At 73.9% G+C, this 14,576-nt stretch carries 13 protein-coding genes; all 13 read right to left on the reverse strand.

Features of this window, described 5'->3' with window-relative positions:
• Positions 1-107: 107 nt before the first annotated feature.
• Positions 108-464, reverse strand: coding sequence for a 50S ribosomal protein L19 (gene rplS, locus V5O49_RS07390; RefSeq protein ID WP_278237057.1), 357 nt, complete (start codon positions 462-464; stop codon positions 108-110).
• Positions 465-632: 168 nt separating this feature from the next.
• Positions 633-1,421, reverse strand: coding sequence for a tRNA (guanosine(37)-N1)-methyltransferase TrmD (trmD, locus tag V5O49_RS07395; protein ID WP_332901649.1), 789 nt, complete (start codon positions 1,419-1,421; stop codon positions 633-635).
• A 1-nt stretch (position 1,422) separates the two neighbouring features.
• Positions 1,423-1,962, reverse strand: a complete 540-nt coding sequence (gene rimM / locus V5O49_RS07400) for a ribosome maturation factor RimM (protein ID WP_332901650.1) — start codon at positions 1,960-1,962, stop codon at positions 1,423-1,425.
• A 104-nt stretch (positions 1,963-2,066) separates the two neighbouring features.
• Complete coding sequence (locus tag V5O49_RS07405; RefSeq protein WP_278237054.1) at positions 2,067-2,306, reverse strand: RNA-binding protein; 240 nt, start codon at positions 2,304-2,306, stop codon at positions 2,067-2,069.
• On the reverse strand, positions 2,306-2,719 hold the full coding sequence (gene rpsP, locus V5O49_RS07410; RefSeq protein WP_278237053.1) for a 30S ribosomal protein S16: 414 nt from the start codon (positions 2,717-2,719) through the stop codon (positions 2,306-2,308). Before rpsP ends, V5O49_RS07405 begins: the two co-directional genes overlap by 1 nt.
• Before the next feature lie 192 nt (positions 2,720-2,911).
• Entirely contained in the window at positions 2,912-4,024 is a 1,113-nt protein-coding gene (locus V5O49_RS07415; protein WP_332901651.1) for an amidohydrolase family protein, read from the reverse strand.
• Positions 4,025-4,042: 18 nt separating this feature from the next.
• Positions 4,043-5,677 carry a signal recognition particle protein gene (gene ffh / locus V5O49_RS07420; protein WP_332901652.1) on the reverse strand — a complete coding sequence of 545 codons (1,635 nt, stop codon included), beginning with the start codon at positions 5,675-5,677 and terminating at the stop codon, positions 4,043-4,045.
• Positions 5,678-5,732: 55 nt separating this feature from the next.
• Positions 5,733-7,595, reverse strand: coding sequence for a [protein-PII] uridylyltransferase family protein (locus tag V5O49_RS07425; RefSeq protein WP_332901653.1), 1,863 nt, complete (start codon positions 7,593-7,595; stop codon positions 5,733-5,735).
• A 5-nt stretch (positions 7,596-7,600) separates the two neighbouring features.
• Positions 7,601-7,939: a P-II family nitrogen regulator gene (locus tag V5O49_RS07430; RefSeq protein WP_278237049.1), complete on the reverse strand. Its 339-nt coding sequence runs from the start codon at positions 7,937-7,939 to the stop codon at positions 7,601-7,603.
• Positions 7,936-9,222, reverse strand: a complete 1,287-nt coding sequence (locus V5O49_RS07435; RefSeq protein WP_332901654.1) for an ammonium transporter — start codon at positions 9,220-9,222, stop codon at positions 7,936-7,938. The genes V5O49_RS07430 and V5O49_RS07435 overlap by 4 nt, the downstream gene beginning before the upstream one ends.
• Positions 9,223-9,416: 194 nt before the next feature.
• Positions 9,417-10,565, reverse strand: a complete 1,149-nt coding sequence (ftsY, locus tag V5O49_RS07440; RefSeq protein WP_278237047.1) for a signal recognition particle-docking protein FtsY — start codon at positions 10,563-10,565, stop codon at positions 9,417-9,419.
• Positions 10,566-10,604: 39 nt separating this feature from the next.
• Positions 10,605-10,934 carry a hypothetical protein gene (locus tag V5O49_RS07445; RefSeq protein ID WP_278237046.1) on the reverse strand — a complete coding sequence of 110 codons (330 nt, stop codon included), beginning with the start codon at positions 10,932-10,934 and terminating at the stop codon, positions 10,605-10,607.
• A gap of 10 nt (positions 10,935-10,944) precedes the next feature.
• Entirely contained in the window at positions 10,945-14,511 is a 3,567-nt protein-coding gene (smc, locus tag V5O49_RS07450; protein ID WP_332901655.1) for a chromosome segregation protein SMC, read from the reverse strand.
• Positions 14,512-14,576 lie beyond the last annotated feature (65 nt).

Raw genomic sequence — 14,576 nt, forward strand, 5'->3', positions numbered from 1 at the left:
AGACGCCCGCACGACGCGCGAAACCCCCGCCGGGACGACGACGGGCGGCCCCTCCACGTGGAGGGACCGCCCGTCGGTCTCGCCAGGGCGGCCTGAGCCGCCGGCGATCACTTCTTGGGGGTCTCGCGCTTCTCGCGGATCTTGGCCTTCTTGCCGCGCAGCTCGCGCAGGTAGTAGAGCTTGGCGCGTCGCACGTCACCGCGGCTGACGACCTCGACGGACTCGACCGTCGGGGCGTGCACCGGGAAGGTGCGCTCCACGCCGACGCCGAAGCTGATCTTGCGGACGGTGAAGGTCGAGCCGACACCGGCGTTGCGGCGCGCGATCACGACGCCCTGGAACGCCTGGATGCGCGAGCGGTTGCCCTCGATGACCTTGACGTTGACCTTGACGGTGTCACCGGCGCGGAAGTCCGGGATGTCGGAGCGCAGCGTGGCTGCGTCGACGGAGTCGAGCGTCTTCATGGTTGTCTCCCCGCCCTGCCACAGGTCAGCGCAAGCTCTGGGTCCGCACGGGCGGACCGGATCTCGTCATGGTGGGTGCGTCGGCTCTCGGCCCGATGGTCTCCCCTGTGGCAGAGTTCGGGCTGCGACACACCAGCGCCCTATTCTGCCACACCGGGTCCGGCGCGGTCAGCCGCGCGGCTCGTGAGGCGCGCCACCGTCCGACAGGTCCTCGGCCGACGCGGCCAGGACCTCGCGGTCGCGGGCGTCCAGGTCCCCGTCCCCCAGCGCCGCGATCATGTCGGGACGCCGCCGGGCGGTGCGCCGCAGCGCCTCGTCGCGCCGCCAGCGCTCGATGCGGGCGTGGTGCCCGGAGAGCAGCACCTCGGGCACCTCGCGACCTTCCCAGACCGGGGGCTTGGTGTAGACCGGGTACTCGAGGAGCCCGGCCTCCCCGTGCGACTCCTCGACGAGCGAGTGCGGGTTGCCGACGACGCCGGGCAGGAGCCGCCCCACGGCCTCGACCATGACCAGCGCGGCCACCTCCCCGCCGTTGAGCACGTAGTCACCGAGCGAGAGCTCGTCGACGGCCACGCCGCGGTCCCGGTAGTGCTCGACCACCCGGGCGTCGATGCCCTCGTAGCGGCCGCAGGCCACGACCAGGTGCTCCTCGGTCGCCAGCGCCTCGGCGCGGCGCTGGGTGAAGACCTCGCCCGACGGCGCGGGGACCACGAGCCGGGCCGGGCCGTCCGCGGCCAGCAGCTCGTCGAGCGCACGACCCCACACGTCGGCCCGCATGACCATCCCCGCGCCCCCGCCGAACGGGGTGTCGTCGACGGTGCGGTGGCGGTCGTCGGTCCAGTCGCGCAGGTCGTGGACCCGCAGGTCGAGCAGGCCCGCGCGGCGAGCCTTGCCCACGAGCGACAGGTCGAGGGCCGCCAGGTACTCCGGGAAGATCGTGACGACGTCGATGCGCACGTCAGGCCTCCGGCTCGCCGGCGGCCTCGTCCGCGACCTGGTCGCGGGCGAGCAGACCACCGGGCGGGTCCAGGACGACACGGCCGCCGGCTACGTCGACGGTCGGCACGATGGCGTGCACGAACGGCACGAGCGTGCGGGCCCCGCCGTCCTCGCGCACCACGAGCGCGTCGTGCGCGGGCAGGTGCTCGAGCCCGGCGACCTCGCCGACCACGGTGCCGTCGACGAGCTCGGCCCGCAGGCCCGTCAGCTCGTGCGGGTACCAGGCGTCCTCCTCGTCGGACTCCTCGACGTCGACGAGCAGCTCGGTGCCGCGCAGGGCCTCGGCGGCCGTGCGGTCGGCGGTCTCGGCGAAGCGGACCAGCCAGCGCCCCTGGTGCACCCGGGTGCTCTCCACCGTCAGCGGCCCCGCCGCGGCCGGCTCGGTCGCCAGCACGGCCCCGACCGTGAACCGCTCCTCGGGGACGTCGGTGCGCATCTCGAGCGCGACCTCGCCGCGCAGTCCGTGCGCGCGGCCCACGCGGGCCACCACCAGCTCCATGTCGTCTCCTCGTCGTGCCGTGACGTTCCCAGTGAACACGACGAGGCCCGGCCCCGCGGGGGGACCGGGCCTCGTCGAGACTGCTCCGTGCCGTACCGGGTGGTTCAGCGCCGGTCGACGTCCACGACGTCGACCCGCACCGGACCGTCGGTGGCGAGCGCACCGACGACGGTGCGCAGCGCCTTGGCGGTCCGGCCGCCCCGCCCGATCACTCGGCCGAGGTCGTCGGGGTGCACCCGGACCTCGAGCAGATCGCCCCGGCGCTGCGTGCGGGCGGACACCTGGACGTCGTCCGGGTTGTCCACGATGCCGCGCACCAGGTGCTCGAGGGCGTCTGCCAGCATCAGGCCTCGGCCTCGGCCTCGTCGTCGGAGGACGTGGCGTCCTTCTCGGCGGAGGCCTTCGCCTTGGCCTTCTCCGCCTCGGCGTTGACCGCGTCGACGGCCGAGGTGGAGTCGGAGGCGGCCTGCTTGGTCTTCAGGGTGCCCTCGGCGCCCGGGAGACCCTTGAACTTCTGCCAGTCGCCCGTGACGCGGAGCAGAGCGGCGACCTGCTCGGTCGGCTGGGCGCCGACACCGAGCCAGTACTGCGCCCGCTCGGAGTCGATCTCGATGAACGAGGGCTCCTCGGTGGGGTGGTACTTGCCGATCTCCTCGATCACACGACCGTCGCGCTTGGTGCGCGAGTCGGCGACGACGACACGGTAGAAGGGGCTGCGAATCTTGCCGAAACGCTTCAGACGAATCTTGACGGCCACTGGTGTGGACTCTCCTGTGCTTGAGGGGGATCCGGGACGTCGCGCGGGTGGGGTGCCGGCGGACGATCGGATCGGGACCGGGCGCACGCAGGTGAGAGGGGCCTGGGCACGCCGAGTACCCCGCCATTGTGCCAGACGAGCGGCCCGGCACCCAACCGGACCTGCGTCACACGACAAGCCCGACCAGCGCGGCTACGGCGCGACGACCCGTCCCCGCAGCACGATCGCCGTCGGGTGGCGCAGCACCTCGATGTCCTCCCGGGGGTCGGCCGGGTAGACGACGAAGTCCGCGCTGGCGCCCTCGACCATCCCGGCCTGGCCCAGGAACGCCCGCGCGCGCCACGTGGCCATGGCCACCACCTCGGCCGCCGGGATCCCCGCCGCGACGAGCTCCGCGCACTCGTCGGCGATCCGACCGTGGTCGATGGTCCCGCCCGCGTCCGTGCCGACCAGCAGCGGGACCCCGGCCTCGTGCAGGGCGCGCACCTGCTCGTGGCGCCGGGCGTGCATGCGCCGCATCCGGGCGGCGTAGACGGGGTACTTGCCGTCGGCCTGGGCGGCGATGTTCTCGAACTGGTTCACCTGCAGCAGGGTCGGCGTGACCGGGATGCCGCGGTGGGCGACCTCGACGATCTGGTCGGCCGTCAGCCCGGTGCCGTGCTCGATGCCGTCGACCCCGGCGGCGAGCAGGTCCGGCACGACCTCCTCGGAGAAGGCGTGCACCGTCACCCGGGCGGCCTCGGCGTGCGCCGCGGCGACGGCCTCGGACAGCACGTCCGCCGGCCACAGCGGTCGCAGGTCGCCGTCGGCACCCAGGTCGCGGTCGATCCAGTCCCCGACGAGCTTGACCCAGCCGTCGCCGGCGCGGGCCTGCTCGCGCACGACGCGCGGGAGGTCGGCGACGTCGTCGAGCTCGAGGCCGTAGCGCCGCAGGTACCGCTTGGGCCGGGCCAGGTGGGCACCGGCCCGCACCAGGCGGGGCAGGTCGGCGCGGTCGGCCACCCAGGAGGTGTCCAGCGGGGACCCGGCGTCACGGATCAGCAGCACCCCGGTGTCGCGGTCGGCCAGCGCCTGCTTGGCGGCGGTCGCGGGGTCCGTCGCTCCCCCGGCGTCGAGCCCGACGTGGCAGTGCACGTCGACGAGGCCGGGGACGACCCACCCCTCCAGCTCCGTGGCGGAGCTGCCCTGGGGCGTCGGGCGCAGCAGGCTGAGGCGTCCGTCGCGGACCCACATCTCGCCGACCTCGCGCTCGCCGTCGAGCAGGATCCGGCCGGTGACGTGCAGCGGGACGTGCGGGACGGACATGGCGTCAGCCTACTCCGGTCAGCGTCCGCCACCCAGGAGCTTGCTGACGTCCGACGGCAGCTCGAGGTTCTCCACGTCCTGGGCCTCGGGCTGGTCGCCGCCGATGCCGAACGCGGACCCGGACGCGGCCGGCTTCTTGCCGCCCCCGCCGAGCGCCCGCTGCATGGCCTCGCGCTCCTGCTGCGCCCGCTTGGCGGGGTTGCCGGACTTGCCCTTGACCTTCTTCTTGGGGGCCTGCTTGCCCCGGGACTTCTTGCCGCCGCCCGGCATGCCCGGCATCCCGGGCATCCCCGGCATGCCGCCGGGGCCACCGCCCGGCATACCGCCTCCCGAGGACATCTGGCGCATCATCTTCTGCGCCTGGGCGAAGCGGTCCAGCAGGCCGTTGACCGCCGCCGTCGTCTGCCCCGCACCGCGGGCGATGCGCGCCCGGCGCGAGCCGTTGATGATCTTGGGGTTGTCCCGCTCGGCGGGCGTCATCGACTGGATCAGCGCCTGGACGCGGTCGACCTCACGCTCGTCGAAGTTCTCGATCTGCTCGCGCATCTGGGCCATGCCGGGCATCATCCCGAGCATCTTCTTCATCGACCCGAGCTTCTTCATCTGCTGCATCTGCACCAGGAAGTCGCTGAGCGTGAAGTCCTCGCCACCGGCCACCTTGGCGGCCATCTTCTCGGCCTCTTCGGCGTCGAACGCTTTCTCGGCCTGCTCGATGAGGGTGAGCACGTCACCCATGTCGAGGATGCGCGAGGCCATGCGGTCCGGGTGGAAGACCTCGAAGTCGGTGAGCTTCTCACCGGTCGAGGCGAACATGATCGGACGGCCAGTGACCTTCGCGACGGACAGCGCCGCGCCACCGCGGGCGTCGCCGTCGAGCTTGGACAGGACGACACCGGTGAAGTCGACACCCTCGGCGAACGCGCTGGCCGTGCTGACGGCGTCCTGACCGATCATCGCGTCGATGACGAACAGGACCTCGTCCGGGTCGATCGCCGTGCGGATGTCCGCGGCCTGCTGCATGAGCACCTGGTCGATGCCCAGCCGGCCAGCGGTGTCGACGATGACGACGTCGTGCTGCTTGGCGCGCGCCTCGCCGACGCCGTCGCGCGCGACCCCGACCGGGTCGCCGATGACGGCGTCGGTGTCCTCGGCGGAGGTGTTGCCCGGGTGCGGCGCGAAGACCGGCACCCCGGCCCGCTCGGCGACCACCGAGAGCTGGGTCACGGCGTTGGGCCGCTGCAGGTCGGCGGCGACCAGCAGCGGGGTGTGCCCCTGCTCCTTGAGCGCGAGCGCCAGCTTGCCGGCCAGCGTCGTCTTCCCGGCGCCCTGCAGACCGGCCAGCATGATGACCGTCGGCGGGTTCTTGGCCAGCGACAGCGGGCGGGTCTGCCCGCCGAGGATCTCGACGAGCTCGTCGTTGACGATCTTGACGACCTGCTGGGCAGGGTTCAGCGCGGCCGAGACCTCGGCGCCGAGCGCACGCTCGCGCACGGCGCGCGTGAACTCCCGCACGACGGGGACGGCGACGTCGGCATCGAGCAGCGCGCGCCGGATCTCCCGCACGGTCGCGTCGATGTCCGCCTCGGACAGCCGTCCCCGGCCGCGCAGGTTCTTGAACGTCGCAGCGAGACGGTCCGACAGGGAGTTGAACACCAGGTGGTCCTCTTCACGGGATGGATGAAGTGCGGTCCCCTAGCCTACCGGCCTCCTACCGGCGGGGTTCACCGTCGGCCGGACCGTCGGCCGGGGCGCCCTCCTCGGCCAGGGCGGCTCGCGTCAGGTCGGTGAGCTGGTCGACGAGGCTGCCCCGCCAGCCGGTCCAGCCGGCAGGCCCCAGGGAGGTCGCGTCGCACTCGGTGAGCGCCCGCAGCACCTCGAGCAGGTCGGGCCGGTGGTCGACCGCCTCGAGCAGCGCCCGCACGGTCGCCGGGTCCTCGGGGTCGGAGCGCGTGGCGAGACCGGACAGCGTCAGGTGGTGGCGCACCAGCCGTTCGACGTCGGCGGTGAACTCCTCGGAGAAGCCCATGCGCCGCACGATCGGCGGAGCGATCGCCGCACCCTCGACGGAGTGGTCGCTGCTGGTCGCGCGCCGTCGCTTGCCGATGTCGTGCAGGATCGCGGTGACGAGCAGCAGGTCCGCGGGCAGCAGGCGCGCGGGGACGCCGTCGGCGATCTGCCGCTTGCGCACCCCCGTGGCCAGCGCCGCCGTCTCGACCAGGTGCCGGTCCACCGTGTGGCGGTGGATGGCGGCCCGTTGCGGCTTGTTGCGCACGTCGGCCCACTCGGGGATCCACGTGGTCACCGCGCCGGCCAGGTCGAGCGCCTCCCAGACGTGGATCTGCGCGGGTCCGGAGGCCAGCAGGGTCAGCAGGTGGCTGCGCGCCGTCTGGGGCCACGGCTCCGGGATGGGCGGGCACTCGCCCAGCGAGTGCATGGTCACCGGGGAGAGCACGAGCCCCGTGCGCGCGGCCGTCGCGGCGGCGCGCAGCGAGAGCTGGGGGTCCTCGCGCGGCGAGACGTTGACGCCGAGCACGAGCTCGCCGTCGTGCTCGACCAGCCCGTCGCCGACCGAGCGCAGCCGGGGCGGCTGCCGGCGGCCGCGCACCACCATCGGACGCCGGGCCGCGGGCCGCTGCAGGGCCTGGCGCGCACGTCGCACGGTGGAGTCGAGGGCGAAGGAGATCTCCCGGCCGGCGGCCGCCAGGCTCGCCAGCAGCTCGTCCGGGTCGTCGTAGCCGCACCGGGCCGCGACCTCGTCCAGGTCGGCCAGGAGCAGCCGGGTGGCCCGTCGGCCGGTCACGACGTGCAGCGTGTCGCGGACGTCGAGCAGGTGGGCGTAGGCCGAGTCGACCCGTCCGTGGGGCCGGTCGGTGAGCCAGGTCGCGGCGAGCGCCGAGACGACGACGGCGTCCCGGATGCCGCCGCGGGCCTCCTTGAGGTCGGGCTCGATGAGGTAGGCCAGGTCCCCGGACCGTTCGGCGCGCTCGCGCACGCTGGAGAGCAGCTCTGGCAGCCGGCGGCGAGCGGCGGAGCGCCAGTCGGTGAGGATCCCCGAGGCGGCCCGGTGCACGACGACGGCGTCGCCCGCCACGGGGCGCACGTCCAGCCAGCCGACGGCGGCGGGCAGGTCGCGCATGGCGAGCTGGCGGGTCTGGTTCAACGAACGCACCGCGTGGTCGATGTCGACGCCCGAGTCCCACAGCGGGTACCAGAGGCGCTCGGCGACCTGGGCGAGCTCGTCGGGCTTGTGCGTGCGCCCGTCGTGGACGAGCACGAGGTCCAGGTCGGACAACGGACCCAGCTCCCCACGGCCCAGGGAGCCGACGGCGGCCAGCGCCAGCCCCGCGGGGTCGACGTCGGCGGTGGCCTCGGCGTACAGGGCACCGAGGCGGTCGGTGACGAGCTGCTGGAGCATGGCGCGTCGCGCGACGCCCGAGCGTCCCGGACCGGTGAGGTCCCGGGCGGTGGTGAGCAGGTCTTCGCGGAGCCCGACGACAGGGCCCCGCACCCCGGTGGTGGGGTGCGGGGCCTGCTGCGCGGGGCCGCCGCCCGGGATCGGGTGGTCGGCCATCGGCGTCAGAGAGCGGAGTCGCCGTGCTCGCCGGTGCGGACCCGGGCGATGTCGTCGACGGGGACCGTCCAGACCTTGCCGTCACCGATCTTGCCGGTCTGCGCCGCGTTGACCACGACGTCGACGATCGATGCGGCGTCCTCGTCCCCGACGAGGATCTCGATCCGGACCTTGGGAACCAGGTCCACGGTGTACTCGGCACCGCGGTAGACCTCGGTGTGGCCCTTCTGCCGGCCGTAGCCGCTGGCCTCGCTGACGGTCATGCCCCGGACCCCCGAGGCCTCGAGCGCCGACTTCACGTCGTCGAGACGGTGGGGCTGGATGACTCCGGTGACGAGCTTCATGAACGGACCTCCTTGATGACAGAACCCTGAGCGATGGTCTCGTACGCCGTCTCGGAGTGCACGGCGAGGTCGATACCGCTGACCTCGGCCTCCTCGGAGATCCGCCAGCCCATCGTGGCCTTGAGCACCAGGCCGATGACCAGGGTGACGACACCGGCGAAGATCATCGCGACGAGGGCGATGACCGCCTGGACGCCGAGCTGGGCGAAGTCGCCGCCGTAGAACAGGCCCGTGCTGGTGGCGAAGAAGCCGAGGGACAGCGTGCCCCACAGACCGGCCACGAGGTGGATGCCGACGACGTCGAGCGAGTCGTCGTAGCCGAACTTGAACTTCAGGCCGACCGCGAAGGCGGACAGCGCACCGGCGATCAGGCCGACGAAGATCGCGCCGACCGGCGAGACGTCGCCCGCGGCCGGGGTGATGGCGACCAGACCGGCGACGATGCCCGAAGCGGCACCGAGCGAGGTGGCCGAGCCGTCGCGCAGCTTCTCGGTGACGAGCCAGCCGATGATGGCCGCGGCGGTCGCGGTGGTGGTGTTGACCCAGGCCAGACCCGCGGCGCCGTCGGCACCGTAGGCGGAACCGGCGTTGAAGCCGAACCAGCCGAACCACAGCAGGGCGGCGCCCAGCATGACGAACGGCAGGTTGTGCGGGCGCATCGGCTCGGAGCCGAAGCCCTTGCGCTTGCCGACGATCAGGGCCAGCACGAGCGCGGCGATACCGGCGTTGATGTGCACCACGGTGCCGCCGGCGAAGTCGATCGGTGCGGCGTCGCCGAAGACGAACGGGCCGGCGTCTGACAGCAGGCCGCCGCCCCAGACCATGTGCGACAGCGGGAAGTACGACAGCGTGGCGAAGAGGCCCGCGAAGACCATCCACGTGCCGAACTTGACGCGGTCGGCGATCGCACCCGAGACGAGCGCGACGGTGATGATCGCGAACGTCGCCTGGAAGCCGACGTCGACGACGACGGGCAGGCCCTCGCCGACGAACTCACCGGCGTCGTCCATGATCGCGCCGCCACCGAGGCCGAACTGCTCGAACGGGTTGGCGAAGAGCGAGTAGCCCTCCGGCCCCACGCCCGTGGCGTAGGACATCGACCAGCCCCACAGGACGTAGATGACACCGACGACCGCCATGGCGCCGAACGACATCATCATCATGTTCAGGACGGACTTGCCGCGAACCATGCCTCCGTAGAACAACGCCAGACCAGGCGTCATCAGGAGCACGAGGGATGCTGACGTCAGCATCCATGCGGTCACTCCGGTATCCAGCTCCATCGTGTGTTACTCCCCTCGCCAGCCCGTGTGGCCGGTCGGTGACCACCGTGGCGGCGTCGGGTTTCCCCTGGACTGTCCTGGTGTTACGTCCGTGTGACGAACGCCCTGCGGGGGTAAACATCGAGTTTCTGTCCGGACTGCGAGACACCCAGGGGGGTGTCGTGACCTTCCCGTGACCTCGAGGCGGTCGTCGGTCAGCCCCCGAGGATCCCGTCCACGAAGTCCTCCGCGTCGAAGGGCGCGAGGTCGTCGGGCCCCTCGCCGAGGCCCACGAGCTTGACCGGCACGCCGAGCTCGCGTTGGACCGCCACGACGATCCCGCCCTTGGCCGTGCCGTCCAGCTTCGTGAGCACGATGCCCGTCACCCCCGCGACCTCGGAGAAGACCTTCGCCTGCTGCATGCCGTTCTGCCCCGTCGTGGCGTCCAGCACGAGCAGGACCTCGGACAGCGGCGCCTCGCGCGTGATGACGCGGGAGATCTTGCCGAGCTCGTCCATGAGCCCCGCCTTGTTCTGCAGCCGGCCGGCGGTGTCCACGACCACCACGTCCGTGTCGTTCGCCGCGCCGGTGCGCACCGCGTCGAAGGCGACGGCGGCCGGGTCGGCGCCGTCCCGGTCGGACCGGACGGTCTCGACGCCCACGCGCGAGCCCCACGTCTGCAGCTGGTCGGCCGCGGCGGCGCGGAACGTGTCGGCCGCACCCAGCACGACGGACCTGTCCTCCGCCACCAGCACGCGGGCCAGCTTGCCCACCGTCGTGGTCTTGCCCGTGCCGTTGACGCCGACCACGAGCAGGACCGCCGGCTTCGTCTCGCCGTCGACCACGGGACGGTCCAGCGCGAGCGAGCGGTCGAGGGTGGGGTCGACGACCTTGAGCAGCTCGTCGCGCAGCAGGTCGCGCACCGCCGACGGCTCGCGCACCCCCAGCACGCGCACCCGGGTCCGCAGCGACTCCAGCAGCTCCTCGGCGGGACCGGTGCCGAGATCGGCCAGCAGCAGGGTCTCCTCGATCTCGTCCCAGTCGTCCTCGGTGAGCTGGTCGCGCGAGAGCATCGTCAGCAGCCGGGCGCCCAGCGGCGACCCGGAGCGTGCGAGCCGGTCGCGCAGGCGCACCATCCGGCCGGCGGCCGGCTCCGGGCGCTCGAGGACCGCCGTCGCGGTGCCGGTCCCCTGGTCGGCGGCACCCGCGTCGGCGGGCTCGTCCTCGACGTCGGACGGAGGCGGCGCGAGCGTGGTCCCGTCGTCGGACCGGCCCCGACGCAGGCGCGGGACGACGAGAGCGGAGCCGAGCCCCACGACTAGGACGACACCGAGAAGGATGTAGAGCCACAGAAAGTCAGTCACGGTCCCTCAGTCTCCCAGACCGCGGGACCGACGGCGGGCTCAGCGCGGCGACGCCCCGCCGTCCGACGCCGCTCCCGGCGCCTGCCCGTGCGGGCGCACCCGGCCCTGCGCGCGCTGCAACGCACCCGAGAGCTCGTCGGCGTCGACGTAGCCCGGGGCCGACTCGAGGTTGGCGGCGAAGAAGTCGTCCATGTCGGTGTCCACCGGCCGGGACGTGCCGCCCCGGCGCCTCAGGCCGGCCCGGAAGTCGCGGACGAACCCGCGCAGGCCCTCGCCCTCGTCGTCGCCGCGGTCCATCACGCTCGCTACGAGGAACACCGCTGCGCACAGCAGCAGCGAGACGCCGAACCAGACGATGAACGTGACCACGGCAGCATTCTCACCCCGTCTCGGCGGTTTCGCTCAGCCGCTGGGAGATGACCGTCGTCACACCGTCGCCGCGCATGGTCACGCCGTACAGGGCGTCGGCGATCTCCATGGTGCGCTTCTGGTGGGTGATGACGATGAGCTGGGAGTCGTCGCGCAGCTCGCGGAAGATCTCCAGCAGGCGGCCCAGGTTGACGTCGTCCAGGGCGGCCTCGACCTCGTCCATCACGTAGAACGGGCTCGGGCGCGCCTTGAAGATCGAGACCAGGAACGCGACCGCCGTGAGCGACCGCTCGCCCCCGGACAGCAGCGACAGGCGCTTGACCTTCTTGCCCGCCGGCCGGGCCTCGATCTCGAGACCGGTCGTCAGCAGGTCGCTCGGGTCGGTGAGCACCAGGCGCCCCTCGCCCCCGGGGAACAGCCGGGAGAACACGCCCTCGAACTGCTCGGCCGTGTCCCGGAACGCCTCGGCGAACACCTGCTGCACGCGGTCGTCGATGTCGGCGACGATCTGGAGCAGGTCCTCGCGCGACTTCTTCAGGTCCGCGAGCTGGTCGGCGAGGAACTGGTGCCGCTCCTCCAGGGCCGCGAACTCCTCCAGCGCGAGGGGGTTGACGGTCCCGATGCGCTTGAGGGCGCGCTCCGCCGACGCCAGCCGCTTCTCCTGCTCGGCGCGCACGTACGGGACGGGGTCCGGGTCCGGGTCGTCCTCGGCGGCGTCCGCCGGCCGGGCCACCGGCACCGGGTGGTGCGGACCGAACTCCTCGACGAGCACCTCGGGGTCCGTGCCGAGCTCGTCGACGGCGCGGGTCCGCAGCTGCTCCAGACGCGCGAGCTGCTGGGCCCGGGCCACCTCGTCCCGGTGGGCCACGTCCGTCAGGTCCCGCAGCTCGCCGGTCAGCCGGTCGACGTCGGTGCGCACGTCGTCGACCTCGCGCCGCTGGCGGTCCCGGTCCGCCCGCGCGCGGGCCTGCTCGTCACGGGCACGCTCGATCGACCGCGAGATCGCGCCGAGCGCCGTGGCCACGTCCTCGCGCACCTCCGCCGCACGGTGCGCCTGGGCGGCCCGCCGACGGGCGCGGGCGGCCGCCTCCTCACGGGCGCGGCGCTCCTGCTCGGCCGCGTGCGCCAGCGCCTGGGCCCGGCCGGTCACGGCGCGGGCCCGCTCCTCGGCGGTCCGCAGCGCGAGGCGGGTCTCGGTCTCGGCCTGACGAGCGGTCGTCGCCGCCTGCTGCGCGGCGTCCCGGTCCGCCGTCGCGGCCTCGACGTCCTCCTCGGAACGCGCCGGTTCCGCCTCGGCGACCTCGAGCCGGCGCTGCAGGTCGACCAGCTCCTCCTCGGCGGTCCGCCGGCGCTCCGTCGCGTCCTCCATCGTCGCGCGGTGACGCTCGGCCTCCGTCTGGGCCGCACGGCGGGCGGCGCCGAGGGTGCCGAGCTGCTCGGCCACCGCCGCCAGCGCGGCGTCGGACTCGTGCAGGCGCTCCAGAGTCTCGTCGTGCCGCTGCTGGGCGGCCTCGCGGGCCCGGCGGGCGTCGGCCAGCTCGCTCCCCGAGCGCTCGCCGCGACGTTCGGCGTCCTCGAGGCCGGCGCGCGCCTCGTCCAGGGCGCTGGTCAGGTGCAGCACGCTCGGGGCCCCCGCCGACCCGCCCGAGGCGCGGGTCGCGGCGAGCAGGTCGCCCGCCCGGGTGGCGGCGACGACGTCGGCGCGGGCCGCGACGAGCGCGCGCGCCTCGGCCAGGTCCTGCACGACGACGACGTCGGCCAGCAGCGAGCGCACCGCCGCAGCGGCCCCTCCCGACGCCGTGACGACGTCGACGGCGGGCCGGGCTCCCCCGGGCAGCTCCCCCAGGACGCGGGGCGTCCCGGCCGACGATCCGCCGACGACGAGGCCCGCGCGTCCGCCGTCGTCGTCCCGCAGCAGCCGCAGGGCGTCCACCGCCGCCTCGAGGCTCTCGACGGCCACGGCGTCGGCCAGCGGTCCGAGGGCGGCGGCGACCGCCTCCTCGTACCCGGGCTCCACGCCGAGCAGCGCCGCGACCGAACCGAGCACGCCCGGCTGGTCGGCGGCGAGCAGCGCGCCGGCCCCGTCCTTGCGGTCGAGGCTCAGCTCGAGCGCCTCGACCCGGGCCGTCCAGGTCGCCCGGTCCTTCTCGGCGGCGGCGACGAGCTCCTCGAGGCGGGCGACGGCGTCGCGCGCCCCGGCCAGCTCCTCGACGGCGTGCTCGTGGTCGGCGTCCAGCCCCTCCTCGCCGGCCTCGGCCCCGACGGCCTCGGTCTCGAGCGCCGCGAACTCCCGCGCCGCCTCCTGGGCGCGCCGCTCGGCCTCGGCCAGGCCGTCGCGCACGCGCTCGATCTCGGCGTCGGCGGCCTCGACGCGGCTGCGGCAGGTGGACACCTGGCCGGCCAGCCGGGCCAGACCCTCGCGCCGGTCGGCCGCACCGCGGTGCAGGGTGGCGAGCTCGCGCTCGGCCTGCTGGGCCGCCCGCTCGGCGTCGGCCCGCCGTCCCTCGGCCGTCTCCAGCGCCTCGCGGGCCAGCTCGACCTCCCGGGTCAGCTCCGACTCCGAGACGCGGGCGCGCTCGGCCTGGGCCTCGAGCTCGTCGGGGTCCTGGCCGCGGTGCTCCGGCTCGGCCGCGCCGAGCAGCCGCACGCGTTCGTCGGCCAGGGAGCCCAGGCCGCGCAGCCGCTCGCGCAGCCCGTCCAGGGCGTGCACCGTCTCGGCGGCACGGGCCGCGGCGCGTCCGGTCTCGGCGGCGGCTGCCTCCAGGCCGGTCAGGCGCCGTCGGCTCGCGGCCAGCTCGTCCTCGGTGGCGCGCCGGCGCTCCGCGAGCGCGGCCTCGTCGGCCCGCTCCTGCTCCAGCCGGGCGCCGAGCTGGGCGAGGTCGTCGGCCAGCAGCCGGGCGCGGGCGTCGCGGACCTCGCTCTGGACGGCCCGGGCCTTGCGGGCGGCCTCGGCCTGCTTGCCGAGCGGGCCGAGCTGGCGTCGCAGCTCGGTGGTCAGGTCGGTGAGCCGGGCGAGGTTGCCGGCCATCGCCTCGAGCTTGCGCAGCGCCTTCTCCTTGCGCTTGCGGTGCTTGAGGACCCCCGCGGCCTCCTCGATGAAGCCGCGCCGCTCCTCGGGCGTCGCGCGCAGCACGGCGTCGAGCTGGCCCTGGCCGATGACGACGTGCATCTCGCGGCCGATGCCGGAGTCGCTGAGCAGCTCCTGGACGTCGAGGAGGCGGCAGGCGCTGCCGTTGATGGCGTACTCCGAGCCGCCGCTGCGGAACAGGGTCCGCGAGATCGTCACCTCGGTGTAGTCGATCGGCAGGGCGCCGTCGGTGTTGTCGATGGTCAGGGCGACCTCGGCGCGCCCCAGGGGCGGCCGGCCGGACGTGCCGGCGAAGATGACGTCCTCCATCTTGCCGCCGCGCAGGGACTTGGCGCCCTGCTCCCCCATGACCCACGACAGGGCGTCCACGACGTTGGACTTGCCGGAGCCGTTCGGCCCGACGACGCACGTGATCCCCGGCTCGAAGCTCAGCGTCGTCGCCGAAGCGAACGACTTGAAGCCCCGCAGGGTGAGCGTCTTGAGGTGCACGACGGCGAGCCTATCGGCCCGTACCGGCGAACCCGGGCATCTGGGCCCGGCGTTCCGGCGTCCCG

The sequence above is a fragment of the Isoptericola haloaureus genome, from assembly GCF_036689775.1.
In the GTDB taxonomy this organism is placed as follows: domain Bacteria; phylum Actinomycetota; class Actinomycetes; order Actinomycetales; family Cellulomonadaceae; genus Isoptericola; species Isoptericola haloaureus.